The organism is Fibrobacter sp. (genome assembly GCF_045601785.1).
GTDB lineage: Bacteria > Fibrobacterota > Fibrobacteria > Fibrobacterales > Fibrobacteraceae > Fibrobacter.
Map to the genome: position 1 here is coordinate 18,598 of NZ_JAZSAF010000016.1, position 23,855 is coordinate 42,452.

At 52.0% G+C, this 23,855-nt stretch carries 21 protein-coding genes and 1 tRNA gene; 4 read left to right on the forward strand and 18 right to left on the reverse strand.

The genetic code is table 11. From position 1 onward, the window contains the following. Positions 1-30: 30 nt before the first annotated feature. From ACKI61_RS02820 to ACKI61_RS02835, 4 genes are read right to left on the reverse strand one after another with little or no spacing between them, the layout of a single operon-like run. Positions 31-2,808: a TIGR02171 family lipoprotein gene (locus ACKI61_RS02820; protein ID WP_407456293.1), complete on the reverse strand. Its 2,778-nt coding sequence runs from the start codon at positions 2,806-2,808 to the stop codon at positions 31-33. Next, positions 2,805-5,555 carry a TIGR02171 family lipoprotein gene (locus ACKI61_RS02825; RefSeq protein WP_407456294.1) on the reverse strand — a complete coding sequence of 917 codons (2,751 nt, stop codon included), beginning with the start codon at positions 5,553-5,555 and terminating at the stop codon, positions 2,805-2,807. Before ACKI61_RS02825 ends, ACKI61_RS02820 begins: the two co-directional genes overlap by 4 nt. 35 nt (positions 5,556-5,590) lie before the next feature. After that, a complete protein-coding gene (locus ACKI61_RS02830) occupies positions 5,591-6,337 on the reverse strand; it encodes a transglutaminase family protein (protein ID WP_407456295.1) in 747 nt (248 codons plus the stop codon). 5 nt (positions 6,338-6,342) lie between these two features. Then, positions 6,343-8,307, reverse strand: a complete 1,965-nt coding sequence (locus ACKI61_RS02835; RefSeq protein WP_407456296.1) for an alginate O-acetyltransferase AlgX-related protein — start codon at positions 8,305-8,307, stop codon at positions 6,343-6,345. A 170-nt stretch (positions 8,308-8,477) separates the two neighbouring features. On the opposite strand from ACKI61_RS02835, the gene ACKI61_RS02840 reads away from it, so the two are divergent. From ACKI61_RS02840 to ACKI61_RS02855, 4 genes are read left to right on the forward strand one after another with little or no spacing between them, the layout of a single operon-like run. Further along, a complete protein-coding gene (locus ACKI61_RS02840) occupies positions 8,478-9,758 on the forward strand; it encodes a chloride channel protein (protein ID WP_407456324.1) in 1,281 nt (426 codons plus the stop codon). A 32-nt stretch (positions 9,759-9,790) separates the two neighbouring features. Next, entirely contained in the window at positions 9,791-10,684 is an 894-nt protein-coding gene (locus tag ACKI61_RS02845; RefSeq protein WP_407456297.1) for a radical SAM/SPASM domain-containing protein, read from the forward strand. An 18-nt stretch (positions 10,685-10,702) separates the two neighbouring features. Further along, entirely contained in the window at positions 10,703-11,518 is an 816-nt protein-coding gene (locus ACKI61_RS02850) for an arginase family protein (RefSeq protein WP_407456298.1), read from the forward strand. Beyond that, entirely contained in the window at positions 11,505-12,263 is a 759-nt protein-coding gene (locus ACKI61_RS02855; protein WP_407456299.1) for a pseudouridine synthase, read from the forward strand. Before ACKI61_RS02850 ends, ACKI61_RS02855 begins: the two co-directional genes overlap by 14 nt. A gap of 120 nt (positions 12,264-12,383) precedes the next feature. Here the strand turns inward: ACKI61_RS02855 and ACKI61_RS02860 are convergent, their stop codons facing one another. From ACKI61_RS02860 to ACKI61_RS02925, 14 genes are all read right to left on the reverse strand, one after another. Then, positions 12,384-12,704 (reverse strand): hypothetical protein, encoded by a 321-nt coding sequence (locus tag ACKI61_RS02860; protein ID WP_407456300.1) that lies wholly within the window; start codon positions 12,702-12,704, stop codon positions 12,384-12,386. Positions 12,705-12,726: 22 nt separating this feature from the next. Continuing rightward, entirely contained in the window at positions 12,727-13,416 is a 690-nt protein-coding gene (gene ftsE, locus ACKI61_RS02865; protein WP_407456301.1) for a cell division ATP-binding protein FtsE, read from the reverse strand. Positions 13,417-13,428: 12 nt separating this feature from the next. Further along, positions 13,429-14,724 (reverse strand): peptidylprolyl isomerase, encoded by a 1,296-nt coding sequence (locus ACKI61_RS02870; RefSeq protein ID WP_407456302.1) that lies wholly within the window; start codon positions 14,722-14,724, stop codon positions 13,429-13,431. After that, the gene (locus tag ACKI61_RS02875; protein WP_407456303.1) at positions 14,724-15,548 is read right to left on the reverse strand and encodes a hypothetical protein; all 825 of its coding nucleotides are present in this window, start codon (positions 15,546-15,548) and stop codon (positions 14,724-14,726) included. Before ACKI61_RS02875 ends, ACKI61_RS02870 begins: the two co-directional genes overlap by 1 nt. A 35-nt stretch (positions 15,549-15,583) precedes the next feature. Next, a complete protein-coding gene (locus ACKI61_RS02880; RefSeq protein ID WP_407456304.1) occupies positions 15,584-17,002 on the reverse strand; it encodes an MBOAT family O-acyltransferase in 1,419 nt (472 codons plus the stop codon). 3 nt (positions 17,003-17,005) lie between these two features. Beyond that, the gene (locus ACKI61_RS02885; protein ID WP_407456305.1) at positions 17,006-17,404 is read right to left on the reverse strand and encodes a hypothetical protein; all 399 of its coding nucleotides are present in this window, start codon (positions 17,402-17,404) and stop codon (positions 17,006-17,008) included. A 125-nt stretch (positions 17,405-17,529) separates the two neighbouring features. Then, positions 17,530-17,602 (reverse strand) — tRNA-Asn (locus ACKI61_RS02890). A 152-nt stretch (positions 17,603-17,754) separates the two neighbouring features. Next, positions 17,755-18,789 (reverse strand): RluA family pseudouridine synthase, encoded by a 1,035-nt coding sequence (locus ACKI61_RS02895; RefSeq protein ID WP_407456306.1) that lies wholly within the window; start codon positions 18,787-18,789, stop codon positions 17,755-17,757. Positions 18,790-18,865: 76 nt separating this feature from the next. Continuing rightward, positions 18,866-19,492, reverse strand: coding sequence for a nicotinate-nicotinamide nucleotide adenylyltransferase (locus ACKI61_RS02900; RefSeq protein ID WP_407456307.1), 627 nt, complete (start codon positions 19,490-19,492; stop codon positions 18,866-18,868). A gap of 36 nt (positions 19,493-19,528) precedes the next feature. Next, the gene (locus tag ACKI61_RS02905; RefSeq protein ID WP_407456308.1) at positions 19,529-20,122 is read right to left on the reverse strand and encodes a hypothetical protein; all 594 of its coding nucleotides are present in this window, start codon (positions 20,120-20,122) and stop codon (positions 19,529-19,531) included. 7 nt (positions 20,123-20,129) lie between these two features. Next, entirely contained in the window at positions 20,130-20,537 is a 408-nt protein-coding gene (locus tag ACKI61_RS02910; RefSeq protein WP_407456309.1) for a hypothetical protein, read from the reverse strand. Positions 20,538-20,542: 5 nt separating this feature from the next. Then, positions 20,543-21,733 carry a ribosome small subunit-dependent GTPase A gene (gene rsgA, locus ACKI61_RS02915; RefSeq protein WP_407456310.1) on the reverse strand — a complete coding sequence of 397 codons (1,191 nt, stop codon included), beginning with the start codon at positions 21,731-21,733 and terminating at the stop codon, positions 20,543-20,545. Continuing rightward, entirely contained in the window at positions 21,733-22,017 is a 285-nt protein-coding gene (locus ACKI61_RS02920) for a hypothetical protein (RefSeq protein WP_073317332.1), read from the reverse strand. Before ACKI61_RS02920 ends, rsgA begins: the two co-directional genes overlap by 1 nt. Before the next feature lie 17 nt (positions 22,018-22,034). Beyond that, on the reverse strand, positions 22,035-23,855 hold the full coding sequence (locus ACKI61_RS02925; protein ID WP_407456311.1) for a PEGA domain-containing protein: 1,821 nt from the start codon (positions 23,853-23,855) through the stop codon (positions 22,035-22,037).

The window sequence follows — 23,855 nt, forward strand, 5'->3', positions numbered from 1 at the left end:
GGCAAAAAAGGGCACAGCGAACATCAGGAATTATTCCAGCGAATTCAACAGAGAGTCGATCCTTCGAGAAATCTGCTCTGCACCCCGCTTATTCAAATGGTCGTAATCCAAAGCCATGTCGTTTGGATAGTCATGCTCGCCCATCTTATTTTCGTCCATCAAGACAAAATGGGAATGCACATCGTCTAAAGAATTCAAATAGCCGACTATCTTTTCTGCATGGCTACGGCGCATGCCATGCCTACCATAGGCACCCGATTCAGCATAAGCCGGACTAATGGGGAAAATGACCCCGACCACAACGATGTCTAGGCTTTGCGCCAGCGAAATCACGTTTTCCAATGCGGCAATGTTACTCTTGTAAGTGTTGGCATTGTCGCTCCAGGTCGAGTCGTCAATGATTTCGGCCAATCCTGTCTCCAGGTTCACCCATCCACCGGTAAATTCGGATGCAAGGCATCCTAGTCGTTCGATTTGGCCTTCAGATTCTGCAACCGCCTTTTGGCGTACAAGGTCGACAAAGGACTCATCTACGCCCTGGGGCCAAAAGTCATGGTTTATATCATAACGGAAACCCAGCGCATCGCCCATGCTAATCGAGATATCCCTTTCGGGATCTTCGTTATACCACAAATCAAAATCAAGGCTTACCACCAAATATTTCAGCTTTCCATAATGGTTGACTATGTAGTGGCTAAACAGATATTCGATGCAGTGCATATCGCACGGAACGACACCCAAGTTGACCGCATTTCTCTTTATGAAATGGGGATCGAAGCCCGTCCACATGTGGGAATTTCCCAGTCCAACCACTTCAGCAGAATCTCGGAACTCCCACAGCATCGGCATTTTTTCGTATAGAAGGTTAGAGGTCTGATTCGTATTTCCGCGGTATTCTCCGATGCTGTCCAGGTTCCAGCCCGATTCATTGTTCATCGAATAGCTCTGAGTCCACAAATTCGGATGCCAAATTTCATCGCCTTGAAGAAGATCGGTGATGCTGCTGTCGAACAAGTCCACAAGCACTATCCGCTGGTGTACGCCGTTCGAATTTACAAGTGTCGCAACGACCTTGTTTTCTGCGCCGCCGGCCCATTCGCTGTGATCGAAGGTATGGCCGGCGGGGGCCGCTACGGACTGCAGTAATTTTCCGGTGCTGTCGGCAATCAACAGGCGTTCATGGGTAGCATAGCTTTTACCTACAAAGGACCGCCCGGTCTTGCCGCCAAAATCGAGGAACAGCGTACGCTTGCTGCCATCTTTGGCAAGAGACGCGTTGCAGGCCTGTTCGGCATCTTCACCGTTCTTGTACCATACGGTATCGCGGGCTTTTCCCGTAAGCGTCGAGCCTTCCTTTGCAATGCGGGCACGAAGGAGACGCGCGCCCGTAACCGCCAAGGTATTGTCGTCGCTGATGCCACCGTGGTAGGCGCCGTCGAAAAGTTTTTGCGGAGTGCCAAACTTGCCGTTCGAGAATTTTACCTGCCAGGTGGATGTCGACTTGAAAGCAGATTCTTCCTTGTTGTTGCCCGCATCGGTCACATAGACAATCACCGTATCGCCATTTTCAAGTACATGCCAACGCGGAATCGCGGCACTTTCCACCTTGAGCTTTACGAGGTTTGAACCTTCCGCATTCAAGTCGCGCACATAAAGCTCGGACTTGCCCGAAACACCTTCGAGTCCCGTACAGAAGGCGACACGTTTACCGTCTGGGGAAATTTCAGGGTGATACACTTCGATTGAATCTCCAATTTCAACAACGGAGATGATGCCGCTGGAATAATCGATGAAGGCAAGATTCCCCGAAAGGTCATTTCTGAAAGCAAGTTTTGCCTTGTAGGTACCGACAAGGGAACGGATGGTCGCAGAGTTTGCAAGCGGGATAATCCGACTAGAATTCGCACGGCCGTCATCCCCCATCCACACGGCATCGGGAATAGAGCCAAACGCCAAGCGGAAACCCACATAATCGGCGCGGGTAGAAGAGGTTACCGTGTAAACGTCCCCGCGACTGAATAGATTCACAGATTCCGCAACATTGCGGTAGCTGCCGCCCTTCACGATGCGCTGTCCCAGTGCGCCACCGTCAGGGGCACCCACATAATTTTCAAGGGTCGTATCGCGGAAATTGCCAAGCCAATCGTTCACCCACTCCATCGCATTTCCAGCCATGTCACAAAGTTCATTCGACTTCGCCAAAGAATCCACCTTACCGCAGACCTGGTGCAGCTTGTAATCCGAATTTTCCGCAGTCCAGCCATTTTGCGGATTCCAGTTCCAAGTAGCAGCAAGCACCCATTCCGCCTCGGTTGGCAGGCGGTACGCATTCACCTCGGGGTGGTACGCAAACCCTTCCAGGTTCGTACAATGGCCTTCGGCATCAATGCTTGCCGATGTATAGGTATAGGCCGTATCAAAACCTTCCGCCTTGCTGCGTTCATTTGCAAAAAGGACCGCATCATAGTAGGTCACGTTCGTTGCCGGAAGGCTATCCTGCACACAGTTCAGCGCAAGCCCTGTCGCCGGTTTCATCAGCGAATCGAACTCACCGCAGGTCACCTCGTGCACACCCAGCGAATAATCATATTCAAATTTTACCCGCATTGACGGATGCTCAATGACGCGGGCATTTTCAGAATTCGTCCCAAGAATTGCCGTTGCGCCCATCGCCTTGATTCGAAGCATTCCCGAAAGGGAATCCTCAGAAACTTCAACCGGCGCGTCCTGCCCCGACACAGAGAGATTCTCCGAATTGGAACAAGCGCAAAACAGGAACGCGAGTAAAACAAACAAAACAGACATCATTTCAAAGTTCTCAGGAGCGAATCCAGACGCGATGTAAATTGTTCGGCCCCAATATAGCTCAGGTGGATATTGTTATAGGCCATCTTGGGAGTATAATCATGCTTGCCGTCCTTGTTTTCATCAAAGACGACATAGCCTTTTTCGACAAACCTTTTTATGACAGCCCTAGCCACTTCACGACTTGGTCCAAAAACGCCAAATCCCTCGGTTTCAGCATAGGCCGGATTGCGAGGCGTCACAGCCAGGACGAGCTTTATATTTCGCCTATCCATTTCCACCTTCAAAGAATCAATGACTTCCATACTGTGGTTCAAATCATAATTATCAAATGTCATCCAAGTGACATCGGAAAAGATATAAGTGTCGCCCCAAGAAACCGATGGCATTAGGAACGTATTTTCCATATAATCCTGAGAAAAGAAGTTCCTGGGGTAAGTATACTCCAAACTCAAGGCAGCAATGGCATCCTTGTTTTCAGCGTTCAAATGATGCTCGTCGTATATTAGTCCAGGAGAATAATGCCTGACCGAATCCAAATAAAAGCCTTCACTCCTGAAAAGAAGCCCCGGAGAAAGTTCAAGAACAACAGCCTTTACATTGTCCGCATAAGGGAAAATGTAGTTCTGCAAGAGATACCTGAACATGTAGATATCCGCCAGCGTAATCCCCATATTCAGAGACTTATAAGCCGTTATCAAGGAATCGTTCACGGCATCCATCATCATCGAGCTGCCCAGCAAGAAACATTCCCAGTTATGGTAATCGCGCCAGAACATCTGCAACTTCATGGCCGTTTCTACGGAAGACGACTGCACGACATTTTCTGGGTGGCTTTCAAAATAGAAGCCTGCGCTATCCAAATTCAGCAGGGCATCATCCGACGACACGTTGGAATTCACCCAAAAACTCGGGTGCCAAAGTTCATCGCCACTGACAAGCTCGGTCAGACTGCTATCCGTCAAATCGATCGCGACAATTTTCTGGTGCAATCCATTCGAATTGCTCAACGTGGCAACGACCTTGTTGGAAGCACCGACAACCCATTCGCTGTGATCGAAAGTAAAGCCGGAAGGAGCCCCTACGGACTGCAGCAGGTTTCCCGTGCTGTCGGCAATGAGCAGGCGTTCATGGGTGACATAGCTACTCCCGACAAAGGCCCGCCCCGTCTTGCCACCAAAATCCAGGAACAGAGTGCGTTTGCTGCCATCTTTCGCCAGAGACACATTGCAGGCCTGTTCGGCATCGTCACCGTCCTTGTACCAGACTGTATCGCGGGCTTTTCCCGTGAGCGTAGAGCCCGAGTTTGCGATGCGGGCGCGAAGGATACGCGCTCCCGTGACGGAGAGAGAATTATCTTCGCTGATGCCACCGTGGTAGGCCCCATCGAAAAGTTTCTTCGGTGTGCCGAACTTTCCGTTCGAGAATTTCACCTGCCAGGTAGATGCCGACTTGAAAGCAGATTCTTCCTTGTTGTTACCCGCATCGGTCACATAGACAATCACAGTATCGCCATTTTCAAGTACATGCCAACGCGGGATTGCGGCACTTTCCACCTTGAGCTTTACCAGATTCGAGCCATTCGCATTCAAGTCGCGAACATAAAGATTCGACTTTCCCGACACACCTTCGAGGCCCGTACAAAAGGCCACTTTCTTACCATCAGGTGAAATTTCAGGGTGATACACATCGATCGTATCTCCTATTTCAACAACGGAGATGATGCCGCTAGAATAGTCGATAAAGGCCAAGTTTCCCGAAAGGTCGTTTCTGAAGGCGATTTTTGCCTTGTAGGTGCCAACCAGCGAATGAATTGTCGACGAATTGGCAAGGGGAATTATTCTGCTGGTATTCGCGCGGCCATCGTTTCCAAGCCACACTGCATCGGGAATGTTTCCGAATGCCAAGCGGAACCCAACATAGTCGGCACGAGTCGATGAAGTGACCGTATAGACATCGCCACGGCTAAACAGATTGACGGTTTCCGCCGCATTGCGGTAGCTGCCTCCTTTCACGATGCGCTGTCCCAGCGCTCCACCATCGGGGGCCCCCACATAATTGGACAATGTGGTATCGACAAATTTTCCAAGCCAATCGTTCACCCACTCCATGGCATTACCTGCCATGTCGCAGATATTGGAGAGCGTATCGGACCTGGAGCACACTTGATGCAATTTATAATCCGAATTTTCAGCAGTCCAGGCACCTTGAAGATTCCAGTATTGGCTAGCCGCCAAGACCCATTCCGCTTCGGTCGGCAATCGGTACGCATTTGCCTCGGGACGGTAAGCAAAACCTTCTAAATTAGTACAATGTTTTTCGGCATCAAAACTGGCCGAAGTATAGGTGTAGGCCGTATCAAAACCTTCTGCCTTGCTGCGTTCGTTCGCGAACAAAACCGCATCAAAGTAGGTTACATTCGTTGCAGGAAGACTATCCCGCTCGCAGTTCAGCGCAAGCCCCGTCGCAGATTTCATCAGCGCGTCAAACTCGCTGCAGGTCACCTCATGCTCTCCCAGCGAGAAATCATAATCGAAATTCACCTGCATTTCAGGTCGTTCATTGGCGCGAGCTTCCTCAGCATTCGTCCCAAGGATTGCCGTTGCACCCGTCGCCATGATTCGAAGCATTCCCGAAAGGGAATCCTCAGAAATTTCAACCGAAGTTCCCTGCTGCAAAAACGACAGGTCTTCCGAATTGGAACAAGCAACGAAAAAGATGCAAATCAAGACAAAAATTACGAGCCGCATTTGCTAAAAATAGCATTTTCGGCCCCTAGAAGCGCCTAAAGATGATCCGGCAGGCGGCTTTTGGCTATTTCCTGATTCGCCTTAATTCCCGGATACTCCGAGAAAAAAGTTTCCGCCATGCGGTACCAGGTCAGGGCACGGCGCAAATCGCTGTCGAGATAGAGATTTCCCATGTTGAAGGCTGCAAGCCCCACGAACTGCGTGGGGGCAAGCGGCTTAAATTCAAGACCTGTCCAAGGGCCCGCCTTGTATTTTTCGCGATATTCTTGGTCTGAATAACTATAGCCTTCGCGGTTGGGCTCCAAGTTGATTGCCGTCGAAGAATCTGCCTCATAACGCAAAAAGACATGCCCCGGAAGCATGACAACCGAAAGCGGCAAGTTCCGAGCCTCCGCCACCATCATCGCAAGCCAAGAAAGCCCCATGCAGCCGGACTTGTGCGTTTCAAGAACTCTCAGCGGAAGTATAGCATCCTTTGTTACAGCGGCATCGCCAGCACCAGCAAATTCCAGATTCCAATACCCCCAAAGCAAATCCTTCAAGCTTTGCAAGGTATCACCAGACGCCTTCAGTGCGCTATCGTAAAAAGCGAGGCCCGCGTTCCACGCAGGCACGGCATCCAAGCAACCCGGCAAATTGTCTTCAAAGGAACAAGCCGCATCGCGGAATCCCATTCTCTCGGTTTGTCCGCTCCAAAGCACTAGTGCAAGCGATGCCGCAAGCACTATCAGCAGCAAGGGCCAGAAGAGACGTTTTGCAAGAGCGGAGAGCCGAGCGAGCATAGCGGCTAAAGACCATCCCATTCCATCGGGGACTGCCAAAAGTCGCGGGCGGTCATCATATAGATTACGAGGCGCTTGCTCTGCATGTCCTTCTTCATTTTCATCATACGGTGATATACGCCGGGGCCGCCGCCCCAACTCGTCAGCACCTGCACATCAAGGCCCGTCGCATAGGCCAGCAGGGAGCCTGGACCACCCGACTTCTGGTCAACCGACTCAAACACGCCCGTAAAGGAATCTCCCATCAGAAGAATTGGCGAATTCTTGCCGCCCTTGTAGGGCTCCGAGCCCCTGAAGACCTTCATCGCCGCCAGGGTATCGGCAGGATACTTCGGCTTCTCGGCATCGGGCAGGTGCGCCACCAGGTCACCTTCGCGAAGCGTCGTCATCTCCTGCATAGTCAGCGAGCCCGGCTGTGCGCCCGATTCGGCATACCAGGAGTACTGCGTGATGCGAGCCGCGATTTGTTCCAAGGCAGCAAGCATTCCAGGTAGTGCCCAGTGCGTATCATAGCGCTGGTAGCTATAGTGCGAAGCCTCATCGCCCGCCTTCGCCGCCATCAGCGCCGGGTAAAGGTCAACGACATCGAGCCCCGCAGCAAGCATCTCGCGGGTAAATTCGCGACCGGCGGGGTTTACGCAAAGATCCGCGGCAGTACCTTCGACAAGTCGTTCCCCATAAATTTCTTCTTTTACAGGAACCGGCACCACCAGGAGTTGCACATTCAAGGAATCCAGATACTTCTTAAGTTCCAGCAGGCGCGGGAGCGGGTTATGCAGCGAGTCCTGTGCCGTTATTTTGTCTGCAAGCAGGTAGTTGGCATTGCGTCGGAACCAAAGCATTTCATTTGCAGCCCAGGCGTTCTGCTCCTTTGGGAGCTTCGCAAGCTTTTTCGTGAGCGCATCGCGGAACTTCGCAGTAGCATCGTTTGCGGGGCAGGAGCCCTCCAATGCAGCAAGGGTCTGCAAACGGAACGCGGAGCTTGTATCAAGAGTTCGATTCACGGGGACCACTTCGCCAGAAGCTGCCAGTGAATCCGCCACGGCACGCGCACGCAGAGCCTCGTCGCTCAAGCGGAAATCCGGCACTTCAAAAGCGACCCACATCGGAGTCCCCATCGGGTTTCCACGCATCACTGCAAAAGGCCTGCTGCCTTCGAGCGATTCCCACGGGGCTCCCGGCGTATGTACTTCCAGGTCGGTATTCAAGGTTGGATACCAATAAGAAGAGAGCGTGCGCGCCCAGTTCATCGCATCTTCGGCATTCATCTCTGCAGTCAGGTAATAATTAAGGATTTCAGCCGTTTCACCGTGCGACACCAGATTGAGCTTGCCGTAAAAAGCCTTGCGGCCCGTCCATGCGGCCGGAGTCACTTCGACCCACCATTCCACGGAACCATCGCTCATGGGCACACCCCACAAACGCGACACCGTCTGGAAGGCTCGGAAAACGTCGGGTTCATCCCACTTGACCGACTCAACGGAATTGAGTAATGCCCCCAGAGAATCATTTCCCACCTGGGCGTAGAGAATTTTTGAAAGCGGCTCCCACGCAAGGGGGGCTCTCCCCGCAAGAACAGCAGGTTCGCTTTCCGATATGGAACTGAGCATCGGGAAGGGATATTGCGCTACGGTTGTCGCAGCCATCTTTCCGGTATAATTTTCGGGCTTTTCATCCTTGCCAGCCAAGCGAATCGGATTGTTGTAGTAAGCAGCGAAATCAAGGGCGGCAAGCGTCGGCTTTTCCACGACACGCACCTGCCTATCGTCACCCACCTTCTTCGTTTCAAACAGAGTCGTAGGAACCGACTGCGACAAAGGCTGCACAGACGGTTGCGTTTCGGAAACAGTGGGCTGTTCCACCACCGCATCATTCTTACTCGACGCACAAGACGAAAGCGACCAAACGAAAAAGGACAACGCCGAAATGGCGAGCACCATTTTTTTAGGGCAGGATTCTTGAAATTTCATATTTCAAATATACAAAAACTGTCTTTCACGCTAAATTTCTAAATTTAGCCCGCAAACAAGGTTTATCTATGAATTTCAAAGATTTTGGAAAATACAACCAGTTCAAGGAGCAATTCGCCGGCATGTCTCCCGAAATGAAGGAGCAGATGATGCGCATGGCAAAGGAACAGATGAAAGCGAGAATGGCCGCCTTTGTGCAAAAGTGGCTTTCGCTCCCCATTTTGACTCTTGTTGCGGTAATCCTTGGAGCCATCGTCGGGGCACTCACCGCTTTCTTCGGGCAAGTCCTGCTTGCAGCAAGTGCACTCCGCGACGCACACCCCGTCTACTGGATTCCAGGTCTTGCCCTCGCAGGCGTGGCAATCGTACTCGCCTACCGCAAATTTGGGAAAGGCTCCGAGCGTGGCATGGACATGGTCTTTGGCGTGGCACACGGCAAAGAAGATGAAATTCCGCTACGAATGATTCCGCTAGTCGCCGTAGGCACCTGGGCTACACACCTGTTCGGCGGAAGTGCCGGCCGTGAAGGTGTGGCTATGCAGATTGGAGCCACCCTGGGCCACAACATCAGCAAAAAGATCCATCTCGAAAACGCAGGCCGCATTTTGCTTGTCGCCGGCATGGCCGCAGGTTTTGCAGGACTTTTCCAGACACCACTCGCAGCGATTGTGCTTGCCATCGAAATATTGCTGGTAGGGCACCTTGAACTTGCCGCACTCTTGCCCGCAACGGTTGCCGCATTTACCGCCTACAAGGTCTCGGAACTACTCGGACTTGAAAAGTTCTCTGTTGATTTGCAAGCGCTTTTTCCGGATTGGAATGTCGCAGGACTCTTGTGGAACGAAAACGGATTGAACATTCAGTTTGTGCTGAAGCTTGCTGTTCTTGGCATTCTCTTTGGAATCGTCGGTGGCGGTTTCGCAAAGGCGCTTTCGCTTGCGAAGAACCTATTTGCCAAAAAGCTCCCGAACCCCTACAAGCGAATCGCCTTCACAGGAGTCGCCCTAAGTTTCCTGATTCTCCTACTCTGGCAAGGACGCTACGCAGGACTTGGTACAAACCTCATCGACCTTTGCTTCGCGGGCACCTCGGCAAGCATCAACTCCGCCGAATCCGTCTACGCCTGCGACTGGATTTTCAAATTCGTTCTCACCATCGTCACGGTCGCCGTCGGTTTCAAGGGCGGCGAAGTCACGCCATTGTTTGCCATCGGGGCAACCTTTGGTGCAGCCACCGCCGCAATGGTGGGCGTTCCCCTGCCACTCGCCGCAGCCCTTGGCTACGCCGCGGTCTTTGGAGGCGCGACCAATACGCTATTCGCTCCTATCTTTATCGGTGCAGAAATTTTCGGATTTGACACTCTGCCCGCCTTCTTCATCGTCTGCATCTTTGCCTATGTCTGCAACGGCGGGCAAAGCATTTACGCGCAGAAAAAACTGAGAATAAAATAGTCGACAAAACAAGGCTCATCAAACGCAGAATCATGAACGCGGTCTACATCGAAATCACGGATGCTTGCAACTTGAGCTGCAGCTTTTGCCCCTGCGGCAAAGCGGCTTTAGAAGCTTCGCCGATTTCACCAGATAAGCGCCGCGAATTCATGAGTACGGAACTTTTCGAACGCTGCATCGCAGAATCCGCCACCGTCGCTGACAATGTCTACTTTCACGTCTTAGGTGAACCAACGCTGCACCCCGGCTTCGGAGAATTCCTAAAGAAGCTAGAAAAGACACCGCTCAAGCTGAACCTGACCACCAACGGCACCACCATCGCTCGGGTCTCGCAGAGCATCTTGGAATGCCCTGCCGTCCGGCAGGTGAACTTTTCAACGCACGCCTACGCCGAACTTCCACAAAATACTGCCGTGTCACACCTTCAAGACGTTCTTGATTTTTGCAAAATGGCGAATGCGGTACGCCCCGACCTATACATCAATTTGAGGCTCTGGAATGTAGGCGATGCAACCAGCAATTCTTGGAACGAGACGATGCTTGCCAAGGTGAACGAGGCTTTCGGCACCAATGTTGAACTAGGTCAATTCTGCAGTCGCCATAAGAGTTTCAAAGTCACCGGACGCATCTACCTGCACCAGGATTCCCGCTTCGAATGGCCCGAACTAGACGAAACTCGTGTAAAATCCACCGCAGGTTCTTGCCGCGCGCTAGACACTCATGTGGCAATACTACACGATGGTCGCGTCGTCGCCTGCTGCCTAGACTACAGCGGTCAAACGACCCTTGGAAACATTGCCGACCAAAGCCTTGTCGAAATTCTCAGCTCGCCCACCGCTAAAAGCCTCCGTGAAGGCTTCGACAAGCACGAATTACGCCACCCGCTTTGCCAAAGTTGCTCCTTTTGCAAGCGTTTCGGCAAATAAGTTTATATTTTAACCTAGATGCCAATCGTTACCATCCAAAATTTCACAGGTGTTTACACCGAGCAGCCCTTTATGCAAGGGTTGCGTTCTGCCGCAATCCAAGATGCGAACACCCTTTACATAGACTGCGCCGACATTCCGGGCACAGACTGCTACTGCGACGACGAAGCCGCCGAAATGATCCGCAAGCGCATCGCCGACGCGGGCGTTACGGACGCACATGGCATCCATTTCTTCGACAACGGCAACTACCACTACATGAGCAAAATCTGGACGGACATGGTGCAGGAAAACTTTTCGCTCGTCGTTTTCGATCACCACCCCGACATGCAGGAACCGCGATTCGGCAACATCTTGAGTTGCGGTGGCTGGGTCAAGAAAGTCATCGAAGAAAACAAGTTCATCGACAATGTCGTCATCATCGGAGTTGCAAAACTCCTCACCGCGGAAATTCCGTCCCATAAAAATGTTTCTTACATCCACGAAGATGAATACAACGCGATGGTAAGCAAGCCAGGCGAATTCGAAAAATTCATCTCAGGCTTGAAAAACCTAGAGCTTCCGCTTTCGCAAAACATCTACCTATCCATTGACAAGGATGCTCTCGCCCCCACCTACGCCACCACCAACTGGGATCAAGGAACGCTACGCTTGGAGCACATGACGGCAATTATCGAGGCATTAGCGCAACAGCACAAAATTATAGGCGCGGACATCTGCGGAGAACGCTCCCGCGACATGGATTTAGCAGACACATCTACAGCGGACTCACTGAACAATGCGCTAAACGAGAGGCTTTTCCACACACTTGAGGGGCTCCATGGCATACAATAACTGCAAACCGCAAAAGCAAGGCGCCCACGGCGTCGCCCGCGTCATTTCCAAACGCGGCTACTGCAGCCGCAGCCAAGCCGAAAAGCTGGTACGCGAAGGCCACGTAATTCTCCGCAGCAAGCCCGTACGTGACCCCGAATCGCCCGCCTACGAAAACGACGAAATCCTTGTCGACGGCACCCCCGTTACCGCAAGTGAATTCGTCTATTTCGCCATGAACAAGCCCCGCGGAATCGTCACCACCGCAAGCGACGAGAAGGGCCGCAAGACCGTGATGGATTTATTCCGCGAAGAGTACGCCAAGATGTCCCCCGGCAAACCCATGCCGCACATTGCGCCCGTAGGCCGCCTCGACGCAGCCAGCGAAGGATTGCTGCTGTTTACTAACGACACAGCCTGGGCGGACCGCGTCCTTACCGACGCCTCGCACATCAAAATCTACCGCGTGCAAGTCGCGGGCAAACCCACCGCCGACGAACTTACGCAAATGGAAAAAGGCTTCAGCGTCGCGCCCCGCGTCTTCGGCGAAAAAGAAGAATTCATGCACGCCGACCGCGTCACGCTCGTAAGCGAAGGCGAAAAAAACTGTTGGCTCGAATTCACCCTTTCCGAAGGCAAGAACCGCGAAATCCGTCGCATGCTCGCCCACTTAGGCTACGAAGTCATGCGACTCATGCGCATTCAATTCGACAAATACGTCCTCGACGATTTAAAACCCGGCGAAATCAAGGTCATCCAGGCCTAGCTTAATACCAATTCCCCAAATAGATTCTTAGATAAAACCGGGAACCTTTTTTCAGGTCATAGGTATCCTTGACCACATAGGCATACGATGCAGAAATCCTAATCAAGAATACATTCAAGTTTACATCTGCATGGGGTCTAAAATAAAATTCATGCCCGTTATTCTTGCAGTCGAATCAGAATCTTCCCTGTCCTTGTCAGACATAATATGGACATTCAACAAATCAGCCGTCAAATAAAGGCGATTCAAAATGGGAGATCCCCCTTCAACCACCATATTGCAATCAACATGATCGGACCATGTAGAGACATCGGCACCGCCATAAACCACATTGTGGCGGCTATTGTCCTGCCAAATCTCATCCTCCGAATCGTCTTCGGAAGCAAATACAGATAAACTAAAAAAGAGTAAGAAAACGAAGCACCTAGTCCAACAACCCATTCCCAACCCCTCTGAAAAAAAATTAAATCAAGTCTCTCGTCAGGAGCTCGCCGTGGTCAAGCACCAGGCGACGGAAGGGACTATTCAGGTAGAAATCTGGATTATGGGTTGCCATCACGACGGTCGTTCCGCGGGCATTAATTTCCTTGAAAATTTTAAAGACTTCTTCAGCGTTTTTCGGGTCCAAGTTGCCCGTCGGTTCGTCCGCCAAAAGCAGGTACGGGTTGTGCACCATGGCACGCGCAATCGCTACACGCTGCTGCTCACCGCCCGAAAGCGTATAGGGCATGGCAAAACGTTTCTGGCTGATACCCACCAGAGCTAAAGCATCGAATACAGCGGCATTAATCTGCTTGCTCGGAGTCCCCACAATGCGGAGCGCAAGCGCCACGTTTTCAAACACATTGCGGTCCGGCAACAGCTTGAAGTCCTGAAAGATAATTCCCATCTTGCGGCGGAGCGCCTGGATCTTGTTGTCGGGCGTATTCTTACTGTCGTAAAGGCAGTCGCCCGTAAATTTCACCATCACCTGACCGCCGCGTTCCTCATCGGGGCGTTCGTCCATGTAAATCAGCTTCAAGAGCGTCGACTTACCAGCGCCCGAATGCCCCGTCAAGAACACGAATTCACCCTTATGAATACGCAGCGTCACATTGGAAAGAGCCTTCCAATTGTCCTCATAGGATTTCGTGACGTGGTTAAAATGAATCATAAGGGAACGACATTACTCCGTCATGCGGATTTCGATATGGACCTCGTCGCGCCACTTCTTCACCAGCGCGTTGAGCTTCTGATTTTCAAGATGCGTCGCTGCCATCTGCTCGATCTTGCTGTAGTCTTCTTCCAAGTTCAAGTCGCGGGTCTGGCGCGAATCATCGAGACGGAACAGGTGGTAGGCTCCGTCAATCAGAACGGGTTCGGAGACTTCGCCCACGTTCAAGTTCGCCACCGGGTCCACATAGGCCGGTTCCATTTCGTTACGCTGGAACCAGCCGAGACGACCTCCGGCAAAGTTACTGGACTTGTCCTCGCTAAACTTCTTTGCAGCCGCAGCGAAAGCTTCCGCCGTCTTGATATTCTTCTGCAGGGAATCTGCAAGGGCAATCACCGCAGCCGTATCCTTCGCCGTCGGAATCGTGCGGAGCAAAATCTGCGCCGAACGAACGCCGTCTTCTTTGCGACCAAGCACGCGAGGAATGTGCCAACCGATTTTCGTCTTCACCGGACTCGATGAATACTGCCCGTTTTTCAGCTGGTCGAGAGCGCGTTCAAAGGCGGGGTCTAGCTGGCCGCGCTTGAAGTAGCCAAGGTCTCCCCCCTTCGCGGCAGAGGTATCCTGCGAATGGGCCTTCGCCAAAAGTTCAAAGCTCATGCCCAAGTTAAGCGTGTCAATCAAGGCATCTGCAATCTGCTTCACCGAATCCACAATAGCAGAATCGGGCAAGATCGGAAGCTGGATGTGGCTCAGAAGAACGCAGTTGAACTGCTGCGGGATCGAGTCCTTGTATTCGGCAAAGAAGGCATCGACTTCCTTCTTAGTCGGATTAATGGCACCCACATGACGCTGACGCACGCGGGACAACTCGATGTGTCCACGGATCTGCTTCGCCAGCTGGTCGCGGTACTGCGCCATGCTGATTCCGAGCTGAGCGCGAATCGCCTTTTCAAGGGTCGCCAGGTTCGTATTCTGGCTTGCAGCGAGCTGCGACAAATGGGCATTCACACGCTGGTCGACTTCGGCATCGCTTACCACAATAGAGTCACGATCAATGCGGCTGAGCAGCACCTTTTCTTCGATCATCTGGTCAAGCACATACTTGCGCTGGTCCGCCTCGGACATCGCCGAGCCTTCCGGAGTCTCCTGGAAGCGGTACAGGTTGTTCAAGAACTCCGAACGCATAATCGGCTTACCGTCAACCACTGCGGCAACCCCTTCCATCAGCACGGGTTCGGCAGCGGCAAAGGCGGCAAGGCCAAGCAGCACAAAAACAAATCGCTTCATCGTAGCAAGGGACTTCATCATTTATCCTTTTCGCTAAACACATTCATCTGCGAGAAAATCGGGCGAGCCTTTTTCCATTCCTTCTTCAAGTTCGAAAGCACTGCCTTCTGGTGTTCCACCCAGGCGCGCTCCGCCACATCTTCGGCAACTTCTGCATACGGAAGCACATCCGCCGAATCAAGCCTAGAGACAACGACAGCCATCTTGAGAGCACCACCGCAAACCTTCATCACCGAAAGTTTGCCCAGTTCCACATCCTTTATAGACGGAATCATGCAACTGTCGGGAGTCACCGTCGCCGAATCAAATACTTCCATCCGCTTCACAAGGTAATGCTCGGCCGGCAAGGAATCGTAGACCAGCTTCTTGTGGCCCTTGTAGTAGAGGTCCGCCGACTGCCAATCCTTGAAATACAAAAGCGCACCCGTCACCATCGTCTGTCCGCGCAAGAACAGTTCCTGGTGAGCCTGATAGTAATCCAGCTTTTCAGCATCGCCCACCATCATGGTGTCGGCAAAACTCTGCAAAAAATGATCTACCGTCATCTTACGCTCGGTACGCTGGATTTGCGCCTGGAGGGTTTCGTCCTTCAGCACGCCATTGGCAACGGCTTCTTGATAGATTGTTTCTTCGTCAATCCAATGTTCCAGGAAGGTCAGCTTTTCGCGGTCTCCCCAGGAATCCCATTCCGGGGCAACACGGCGAATATCCGATTCACGAAGCTTCGCATCACCCACCGAAACAACAACGGGATCTTCTTTAGTAAACGGAACATCGCAGGCCGCCAACAGGGCCAGCGATACAAGGCCTAAAACACAAAAAAAACGCCTAAACAATTTCATCAGCCTAAAAAATAGAAAATTACGCATTCTCCGGACTAGAACTGGAAATACAGGAACGGATTATAGCTCTGCGTAAACAGCGCAAGAACCGCCAAGATAAAAATGACAAGAGCGATAACAACCCGGTGCGGCAAAACCTTATCACACCAATCGTAACTGCGGAACTTCCAGAATGAAAGCATGAAGGCGATCACCATAAAGAACAGGCAGCTCGGCGTAAAAATTTCAGCCGACAGAATCGCATCGGATTCGCTCACCGCATTGAATCCGAGCATGCACTTCCACATGCGCCAGGCCTCGCCGATATTGTCGGCACGGAACAGCACCCAACCAAACAGAACTAGAATCTGGGTTGCCGCAAGCTGCACCACCTTGGGCAGTTTATAGTAAAGCGCCTGCTTGTTGTTCGCACGTTCCACGATCATAAAGAAGGCATGGTACAAGCCCCAACATACAAACGTCCAGTTAGCCCCGTGCCACACGCCGCTCACAAACATGACCAGGAACAGGTTAAAGTACAGGCGCGCCGTGCCCACACGGTTTCCACCCAGCGGAATGTAAAGGTAGTCACGGAACCAACTTGTAAGCGAAATATGCCAACGCTTCCAGAACTCGGTAATGCTCTTGGAACGGTACGGGCCGTCGAAGTTGCGCGGGAAATGGAACCCAAGCATAAGCCCAAGGCCAATCGCCATATTCGAATACGCCGAGAAATCGAAATAAATCTGGAACATGTAAGCGAGCGAACCCCACCAGCTATTGAGCACGCCCGGAGCATCGGCCGCAAACACGCGGTCGGCAATGATACCCACCTGGTTCGCAAGGAAAATTTTTTCTGCAAAGCCAAAGCAGAAAAAAACCATGCCGCGCACAAAATTCTCGAGCGTATGCGTACGGGTCGCAAGTTCCTCGGCCACGGTATTGTAGCGCACAATCGGGCCCGCCACCAACTGCGGGAACAAGGCCACGTAGCAAGCAAATGTCGCAAAGTCCTTTACCGGAGGAGCAGTCCCGCGCCACACGTCAATAGCGTAACTCATGGACTGGAACGAATAGAACGAAATACCCACCGGCAAGAGCACCGTCATGACAGAGAACGGTTCACAACCGAGCTTTGTAATGACATCGTTCACGATGCCCATGCCGAACATGTAATACTTAAAGTAAGCAAGCGCCCCGAGGTTTACCGCAATAGCGGCCCCCAGTGCCAGATTCCGTTGCAGTTTAGAAGCCCCCGGAGCCGAAATAAAGCGCCCCGCCACATACACCACCAAGGTGCAACCGAACATCAGGAACACAAGCCATGGTTCAAGCCAACCGTAAAAAACATAGCTGAAAATCGTGATGAAAAAATTCAGCGTCGAATGCTTCGCGTGCAGCTTGTACAACACGAAATAGCCGACCAGGAACGTCGGCAAGAAATAGAACAGGAATAACTGGGAAGAAAAAACCACGAACTACTCATTTACTTCGATAGCAAGGTAACGCGGAGATTCGTCGTCAAAGTATTCGTCTTCGACTGCGCCATCCCAGTTGCCTTCGAGCGGCACGAGTTTGAGTTTATGCTTGGCCTTGGCCTTGAATTCACCCACATTGCCCTTGGACTTGTCGGCCATTTTGTCTTTCACCTTGCCGCGAGCAATGAGCGGGTTGTAAACGCCCACCAGCACGTCCTTGGCGTCCAGTTTGCCCGATTCCACCTTGAGCACCTTGTACTTGAACACGTACACGTAGCTGTACAGGTCGTTACTCGGCATCTTGCCCGGAATCTCGGTCAAGCGGCCTTCGATAGAAATAGGATCTGCCACGGCAAAGACCGCGGCGACAAACAGAACGGCAATCAATTTTTTCAGCATAAAAGCCTTCATTAAGATGGTTCATCCAAAATATAAAAAATAGGGACCTAGGCCAAGCCGTCGACCCATTTTGTTGAGCCAAGTACATAAGAAAAAGGTCCCGACTTTCATCGGAACCTTTTTCACTGCTTCACTTGGACTCGAACCAAGGACAACGCGATTAACAGTCGCGGGCTCTACCAACTGAGCTATGAAGCAATTTGCTTCTAACTTTCGTTAGATTTCGCCTTTGAGATTACTCTCATCGACGGCACCAAATATAGATATTACAGATTCTTTGTCAAGGGGGAATGGCAATTTTTTTGCGTTTTTTCGAAAAAAATTTATTTCTCAATGGCGTTTTTCGGCGTTTATGCGCCACTTTTCGCTTTTTCGACGAGTAACTTCATTTCTTCGGGGAACTGGCAGCACTCAAAGGCCCTAGGTTCCTTCCAATAAGGCAACTGAATTTCGACCTTGTAGGCATAGAGCATCTGGGATGACCCGCCGAGGGCCGCTAGGTCTTCGGCGGAAAGTCCCGCTTCGGAATTGTCGACGGAGGGATCGCGAGACCAGGAGCGAGACATTTTCTCGTAGTAGATGCCATCGAAGCTGTACAGGCGATCGCCCAGAATCGGGTACCCGAGCTCGGCGAGGTGCGCCCGAATCTGGTGCTTGCGGCCCGTCAAAAGTTCCGCCTCCACCACCGAGTACATCGACTCGCCACCGACCGGGAGTAACAGTTGGCCGCCGCAGAGTTTCCGAAAGCGGGTGTGGCAGGGCTTGCCGTCAGCAAAGTGGTGCATGCGGAGCCGCAAGCGATCCGCGGGGTCTTCACGCAAAGGCATTGTGCAATCTACAGGCTCGCCCGCAGGGGTTCCTTCAACCGCGAAGTCCCCGCGCACGACCGCCATATAAAACTTTCTCAGCAAGATTCGGTCCAGATTCTTCTGGAACCGCGCCGCAGACTCGGCGTACTTCGCAAACAGCATGAGTCCGCCCGTGTCGCGGTCCAGGCGATGCATCGGGGTTGCCGTCTCACAATCGGTCCCACGGCGCACAATCGAAGTAAACGTATTGTAAAAGATGTGCCCCGTGTGGTGCACCGGCACACCAGCCGGTTTTGCCACCAGCATAAACTCGTCGTCTTCAAAGACGATCTCGTAATTCGTCGGGACCTCGGGCTCGGTGTAGTTCGTTACGTGGTAAACCACCTTGTCGCCACGGTGCGCGATTGTCTCCAAATTCGCGACTTCACCGTTCACCGACACAAACCCGCCGGCAATCTTTTCGCTCCAAAGTTCGCGACTGTGGTAAGTAAAGCGCTTGCACAAGGAATCGAGCAGAAGCCAGCCCTCGTGTTCGGGCTGCACAACGCTCTCGAAATACATATCAGAAGGAACCATAAGATAGTATAGGATGCGAGGTGTGAGATGTGATGTGTGGGGGTATAATTACTCATTACACACGACACATTCCACACTACTCTCTGTACAGGTTATGCTGCTTTATATACTCGTAAACCTTCGGATGCAGCCCCTTCGGCTCTTCGCCACAGAGGAGAGCCTTGCGGATTGCCGTGCTGGAATACACGCCTTCGAAGCCTTCCTCGGGACCAAGCCACCACAGCGGAGCATACCCCTTCGCCTTGTGCGTCTCCACATCCGGCTTCGGGTAGCCGTTTCGGGCAAAGACGATCAGTTCAAATTCCCGCAGCAGCAAGTGTCCGTTGTAGTTGGTTCCAAAAAAGTTCATCGGGTCACGCCAGTGCGGAATGCCATCGTAGGTGTCCGCTCCGGTCAACAGTCGAAAATTCGTATCGGGGAACTTTTCGCGCAGGTTGCACAAGAACACATACGAACCGCGAAAGTCCCCCTGCTCGATTTCTAGGTCAGAAAGAATGAGCCTCGGGTCACCTTCCATGGCAAGTTCAAGCATTGCAAAGCGATCTTCGGGGCTTGCATTCAGCTTCTTGTCCCAACGATCGGGACTCGGCATAAACCAGACCTCGTCGCAGAACTTTTTTTCTAGGCAAGTCTTCGCCACCCTAACATGATCCATGTGGACTGGATCGAAAGCACCGCCCAACACCGCCACATTTTTCTTCACATCAGACAAAATAAATCCTTAAATTGACCTAGCACTCTAAAATACAAAAGAGGTGAAACCAATATTTAGCTGCAGGCGACCTCCGTGGACCTTCTTATCCATAAAGGGGTCATAGTGAGTCAATACCCAGCGGTAGCCCACTTCGGTAAACACCATCGCCTTCGCAAAGACAAACAGAATCGATCCAAAGCCGGCCCCCCATTCATTCCAGGCCACATCGCCCAGGTCGCTCAGTTCCTTGACGCGAGAATAGGAACCCATCGCATACAGGAGGCCTAACAAATGAACACCCAGTTCAAAATCCAGTTCGGAGTGATCGACCTCGTAATCCTTGCCGTCCTCAAAATCTTCCTCGTAACCATACATGCCGTAGCCTACGCGGAAAAAGGCCATACCAGGATACCAGATACCAATCATCGGCTCAATTTGCCGAAGACCGATACCACGATCGGAACCGACACCCGTCCCCGAACCAAAACCGAGCGCACCGCCCACAATCAAGGGAGTTCGAACCCCAGAAAGCGCGGGCGTCCCAGCATCGGCAGTAGCAGCGGCACCTTCCGCAGCCTGTGCAAATCCCTGCGTCCAGGCAAGCAAACAGATGGCACATAAAATCAACAGTCGATTCATAGCAGCCTCACGAAATAGAGATTACCGCAACGGCAAGCCCCGTCAAGATATTGAACACCGAATCCACCTTGGTCAATTTGAACAACGACGGACGAATGGAATCTTCCCTAAAAATCTGGCGGATTTCCAAATGTGAAAAAAACATCGAAACAAGCATCTTAAGGCACACCACAGACACAACCCAGTAGGCCATTCCCGAAAGAAATGTCAGCAGAACAAATACAATCGAAAGTACAGCCGTCAGCACGAAATTCGAGCGGCGCACGGCACTCTCGTCCGAATCGTTTTCCAGCGCCATCGCCTTGAATTCCTTGACCTTTTCGCAAATTGCCTCGTAACTCGTCACCAGCTGGTGCAGGTTATAGCCCACCAGCACAATCGACGCCACCAAGGTAATTTTTACAGCAATATCCATCAAACCTAATTCCTAGAATTCAAAATTCTCAAATAACTCGCGTAGCGGGCCCGCGAAAGCTTACCCGATTCTACCGCCTCGCGCACCGAGCAGCCCGGTTCCTTCAGGTGCTTGCAGTTGCTGTACTTGCAGGTAAACAAGTCGCCCTCGAAAAATCCCGGGAAAATCTTCGCCAACGTTTCGCCGTCCATATCGTCTTCGCCATTCGCAAGACCGATGCTCCGGATCCCTGGCGTATCAATCACGTAGCCGCCACCCGGAAAATCGAACAGGCTCGAAGACGTCGTCGTATGCCTTCCCTTGCCATCGCGTTCGCGCACGGCGCCAGTTTCGAGTTCGGCACCCGGCACCAGGGCGTTCACCAGCGTCGACTTACCCACGCCGCTCTGCCCGCTGAACACAGACGACTTACCCAGGAGTTCTTCGCGCAGGCGTTCAAGGCCCACCCCCGACTTCACGCTCACGGGAATCACCTTGTCCACGATACTCATGAAGTCGCGGATATCGTCGGTCAGGTCAGCCTCGCCGTTCGGCAGCAAGTCCATCTTGGTGAGCACCAGCACAAACGGCAAGTTGTTCAGGTTCGCCGCCAGCAAAAAGCGGTCCATGAATCCGTAGTTGAACTCCGGCTGGGTCACGCTCGCGACAATCACCACCTGGTCAATGTTTGCGGCCAGGGTGAGCTTTCGCCTAAAGCTGTCGCGGGGGCCAGGGCGTTTGAGTTCGCTCTTTCGCGGGAGCACGCGCACCACGCAATACTTCTGCGAACCGACACCTTCGCCGCTATCCTCGTCTTCGTTCACCTGCCCCAAAAGCACGCGGTCGCCCACCGCCGGGAATTCCCCTAGCGCCTTCGAAGTCGTCGCACGGTACATGGCAGTAACAGTTTCACCCTTAATGTCATCCCCGACTTGATCGGGGATCTCCTTTTCTAGTCGAGCCTCGCACGTGCGGCGATGCACTTCCACCACCAGGCCCTCGACGCAGTCCTTTTCGTCGATTTTTTCGAGCGGGTCCTTGATTTTCTTGATGCGGGGATTCTTGAATTCGCGACTGAAGCGTTCCTTGACGGGGCGCTCGTCGACAACGCCGGACTCCATTTCGCGCATCACGTCGATACGCCTGCTGCGGTGATCGCGGCGGGTCGGCCTTACACGTCTAGGTTCGCGTTCATCTTCGAAATCGCTATCAAGCATCACTTTTTGTCTTTAGCGTTCTTTTGGCAATTTAGAAAATCCGGCAAAGTTTCTTCCAGTTCTTCTTCCGAAACGGGCCTGTTCTGGCGAATGGATTCCATCAAGAAATGAATCGCCTTCAAGCGACCATTGCACTTTTCGATGCAATTGTCGTAAAAACCCTTCGTTTTGTAGTCGCCCTCGACCACGCGCTCCGACGCATACAGAAAATGCTCCACGCAAATCGAAAGCTGCTCGGCTTCCGCCCGCAAGTCCACAAGATTACTTTTGGTAAAAAACGGCATAGGCTAAAGATAGAAAATCACCATCTTCCTTCACGCTTTCGTCTCGCAATATCTTCAAAAATGAATCGATTTGGAATCGACCCATAGAGCGAGAAGTAAACGCCCGATGCCATTTCATTCGTGTAGCTCCATCCAATCTCAACCCCCACCAAATCCCCAGCGGTAACAAACGCGCCGGTGCGAAGTGTCGTTCCCATCGTGTTCAGGAGAGCCGTTTCTCGGATACCAAATTCCCACACGCGCCCGATACCAATTTCTGCCGTAACTAGCGGCGAAACAAACACGTCCAAATTTTCAATGTCAGACTCGCCATCCTCATCCACATAGCCAAGATTCAACCAGGAGAATGCCAAGCCTCCGCCAAAGCCGAAATTCAGGCCATCTCTCCCATAATACTTGAACTTGAGCGCTATCGGTATAACGACCCAATTAAGAGAATCCTGGTTATCGTCATAAACCTCTATGTACCTATCTTCCAATCCGCTTTGTTCCAGAATCTTGGTGTACTCATAACCTGCCGAAATCAGGAAACCCCATCCGTAGTAGTTGTCATCATCCTTATTTGAAGCTACTTTGTTCGAAAAACGGGAACCGTTTCGATGGTCGGCATCATCCGAGACGTAGCTTTCTTGGCGAGAGGCGCTATTCAATAGGGGATTGTGACTCAGATGATGAGTATAACGAACGACTTCATGCCACCGTGGAGTCACTTTGACCGTCTCGGACCATCCATCTCCCCTGAGCACGACGTCTGCACATAACGGAATTTCTCCGGAATAGGGAGTCCGTCCCGATTCTTCTCCATCGATGTATACGGCAACCGCCTGGGGTTCGCCCCTATATTCAGCATTCAGCTCAAGACCGCCCTTCCCCCGTTGCATGACGGCATCGAAAGTCTCCGTCTTGTTTCTGGCAATGGTCACAGAAAACTGGACGGGATCATAGCAGGGATGCGTCAGGTAAACACTATGCGTTCCAGGGTCGAGAGCAAATTTTTTTCCTTTTTCTGTACGGCCATCGATTTTTACACTCAACATGTCCCTACCTGCGGGCCCCCTCAAAATGGGATCCACGATAAGCCAGCCAAAATTCGGCGAAAGCTTCAGCTCTACCTTCTGGTTGCTTTCCGATATATCCACGAACATTTCCGCATCGTCATAGCGGTCCATCGACATCACTATGCGGTGGGTCCCCTCCTCTACCGCAATTTTACAGGGGGTCTTTGTACATTTGGGAATCGCCTTGCCGTCTACCGTGGGAATTGCCCCCGCCGGAACAGAAACCAGATTCACGACCACCTTCTTTACGCCCTCAAAACTAAATTCTCCTGCACCGACAACATCACCGATACCAGAAGTCTTCCCCCTTACGCTGCGAAAGAAACTTGGAGCCTTCTGTTTTATAACATTGAGCAGTTCTTCCACATTGGAACCGCGGCCATTGAAACTTGCCACAAGCTTGCTTCCGGCCGTTTCGTAAAGCTCTGCAGAAAGAGTAAGCGACGAGCCAAAGCGCCCCACCCGCGCCTGGCAGACATAGTCTGCCGCAATGTTTCGTCCCGTTTCCGTCAGGCAGGTGCCTTCGCAATCTTCTATGGATTTACCCGGAGGAAGCATTTCCACAATGTTTTCCCGCGTCATGATGGTAAAATTTTCTTCTGCGGGGAGCTGTTTTACGGCAACTTCACGCAAAACATTTGTCATGTATTGGCGGTCAGACAGGTTGGCAAAGTCCCTAGCCCTGTCATCTGCGACTGTTTCAAGAACCGCGACATGCACAGCAAGCAAGTCGGTTGAGAGCACCAGCAAAAGCATCAGTGACAGGACAAGGAATCGCAT

What these genes read in the sequence shown, in the direction of transcription:
- ACKI61_RS02895 (WP_407456306.1), bottom strand. Translation starts at nt 18,789, where the DNA reads ATGGTTCCTTCTGATATGTATTTCGAGAGCGTTGTGCAGCCCGAACAC.
- ACKI61_RS02875 (WP_407456303.1), bottom strand. Translation starts at nt 15,548, where the DNA reads ATGAAATTGTTTAGGCGTTTTTTTTGTGTTTTAGGCCTTGTATCGCTG.
- ACKI61_RS02860 (WP_407456300.1), bottom strand. Translation starts at nt 12,704, where the DNA reads ATGGGTTGTTGGACTAGGTGCTTCGTTTTCTTACTCTTTTTTAGTTTA.
- ACKI61_RS02925 (WP_407456311.1), bottom strand. Translation starts at nt 23,855, where the DNA reads ATGCGATTCCTTGTCCTGTCACTGATGCTTTTGCTGGTGCTCTCAACC.
- rsgA (WP_407456310.1), bottom strand. Translation starts at nt 21,733, where the DNA reads ATGCTTGATAGCGATTTCGAAGATGAACGCGAACCTAGACGTGTAAGG.
- ACKI61_RS02885 (WP_407456305.1), bottom strand. Translation starts at nt 17,404, where the DNA reads ATGCTGAAAAAATTGATTGCCGTTCTGTTTGTCGCCGCGGTCTTTGCC.
- ACKI61_RS02855 (WP_407456299.1), top strand. Translation starts at nt 11,505, where the DNA reads ATGGCATACAATAACTGCAAACCGCAAAAGCAAGGCGCCCACGGCGTC.
- ACKI61_RS02835 (WP_407456296.1), bottom strand. Translation starts at nt 8,307, where the DNA reads ATGAAATTTCAAGAATCCTGCCCTAAAAAAATGGTGCTCGCCATTTCG.
- ACKI61_RS02825 (WP_407456294.1), bottom strand. Translation starts at nt 5,555, where the DNA reads ATGCGGCTCGTAATTTTTGTCTTGATTTGCATCTTTTTCGTTGCTTGT.
- ACKI61_RS02870 (WP_407456302.1), bottom strand. Translation starts at nt 14,724, where the DNA reads ATGAAGTCCCTTGCTACGATGAAGCGATTTGTTTTTGTGCTGCTTGGC.
- ACKI61_RS02920 (WP_073317332.1), bottom strand. Translation starts at nt 22,017, where the DNA reads ATGCCGTTTTTTACCAAAAGTAATCTTGTGGACTTGCGGGCGGAAGCC.
- ACKI61_RS02850 (WP_407456298.1), top strand. Translation starts at nt 10,703, where the DNA reads ATGCCAATCGTTACCATCCAAAATTTCACAGGTGTTTACACCGAGCAG.
- ACKI61_RS02845 (WP_407456297.1), top strand. Translation starts at nt 9,791, where the DNA reads ATGAACGCGGTCTACATCGAAATCACGGATGCTTGCAACTTGAGCTGC.
- ACKI61_RS02905 (WP_407456308.1), bottom strand. Translation starts at nt 20,122, where the DNA reads ATGAATCGACTGTTGATTTTATGTGCCATCTGTTTGCTTGCCTGGACG.
- ACKI61_RS02820 (WP_407456293.1), bottom strand. Translation starts at nt 2,808, where the DNA reads ATGATGTCTGTTTTGTTTGTTTTACTCGCGTTCCTGTTTTGCGCTTGT.
- ACKI61_RS02840 (WP_407456324.1), top strand. Translation starts at nt 8,478, where the DNA reads ATGAAAGCGAGAATGGCCGCCTTTGTGCAAAAGTGGCTTTCGCTCCCC.
- ftsE (WP_407456301.1), bottom strand. Translation starts at nt 13,416, where the DNA reads ATGATTCATTTTAACCACGTCACGAAATCCTATGAGGACAATTGGAAG.
- ACKI61_RS02830 (WP_407456295.1), bottom strand. Translation starts at nt 6,337, where the DNA reads ATGCTCGCTCGGCTCTCCGCTCTTGCAAAACGTCTCTTCTGGCCCTTG.
- ACKI61_RS02910 (WP_407456309.1), bottom strand. Translation starts at nt 20,537, where the DNA reads ATGGATATTGCTGTAAAAATTACCTTGGTGGCGTCGATTGTGCTGGTG.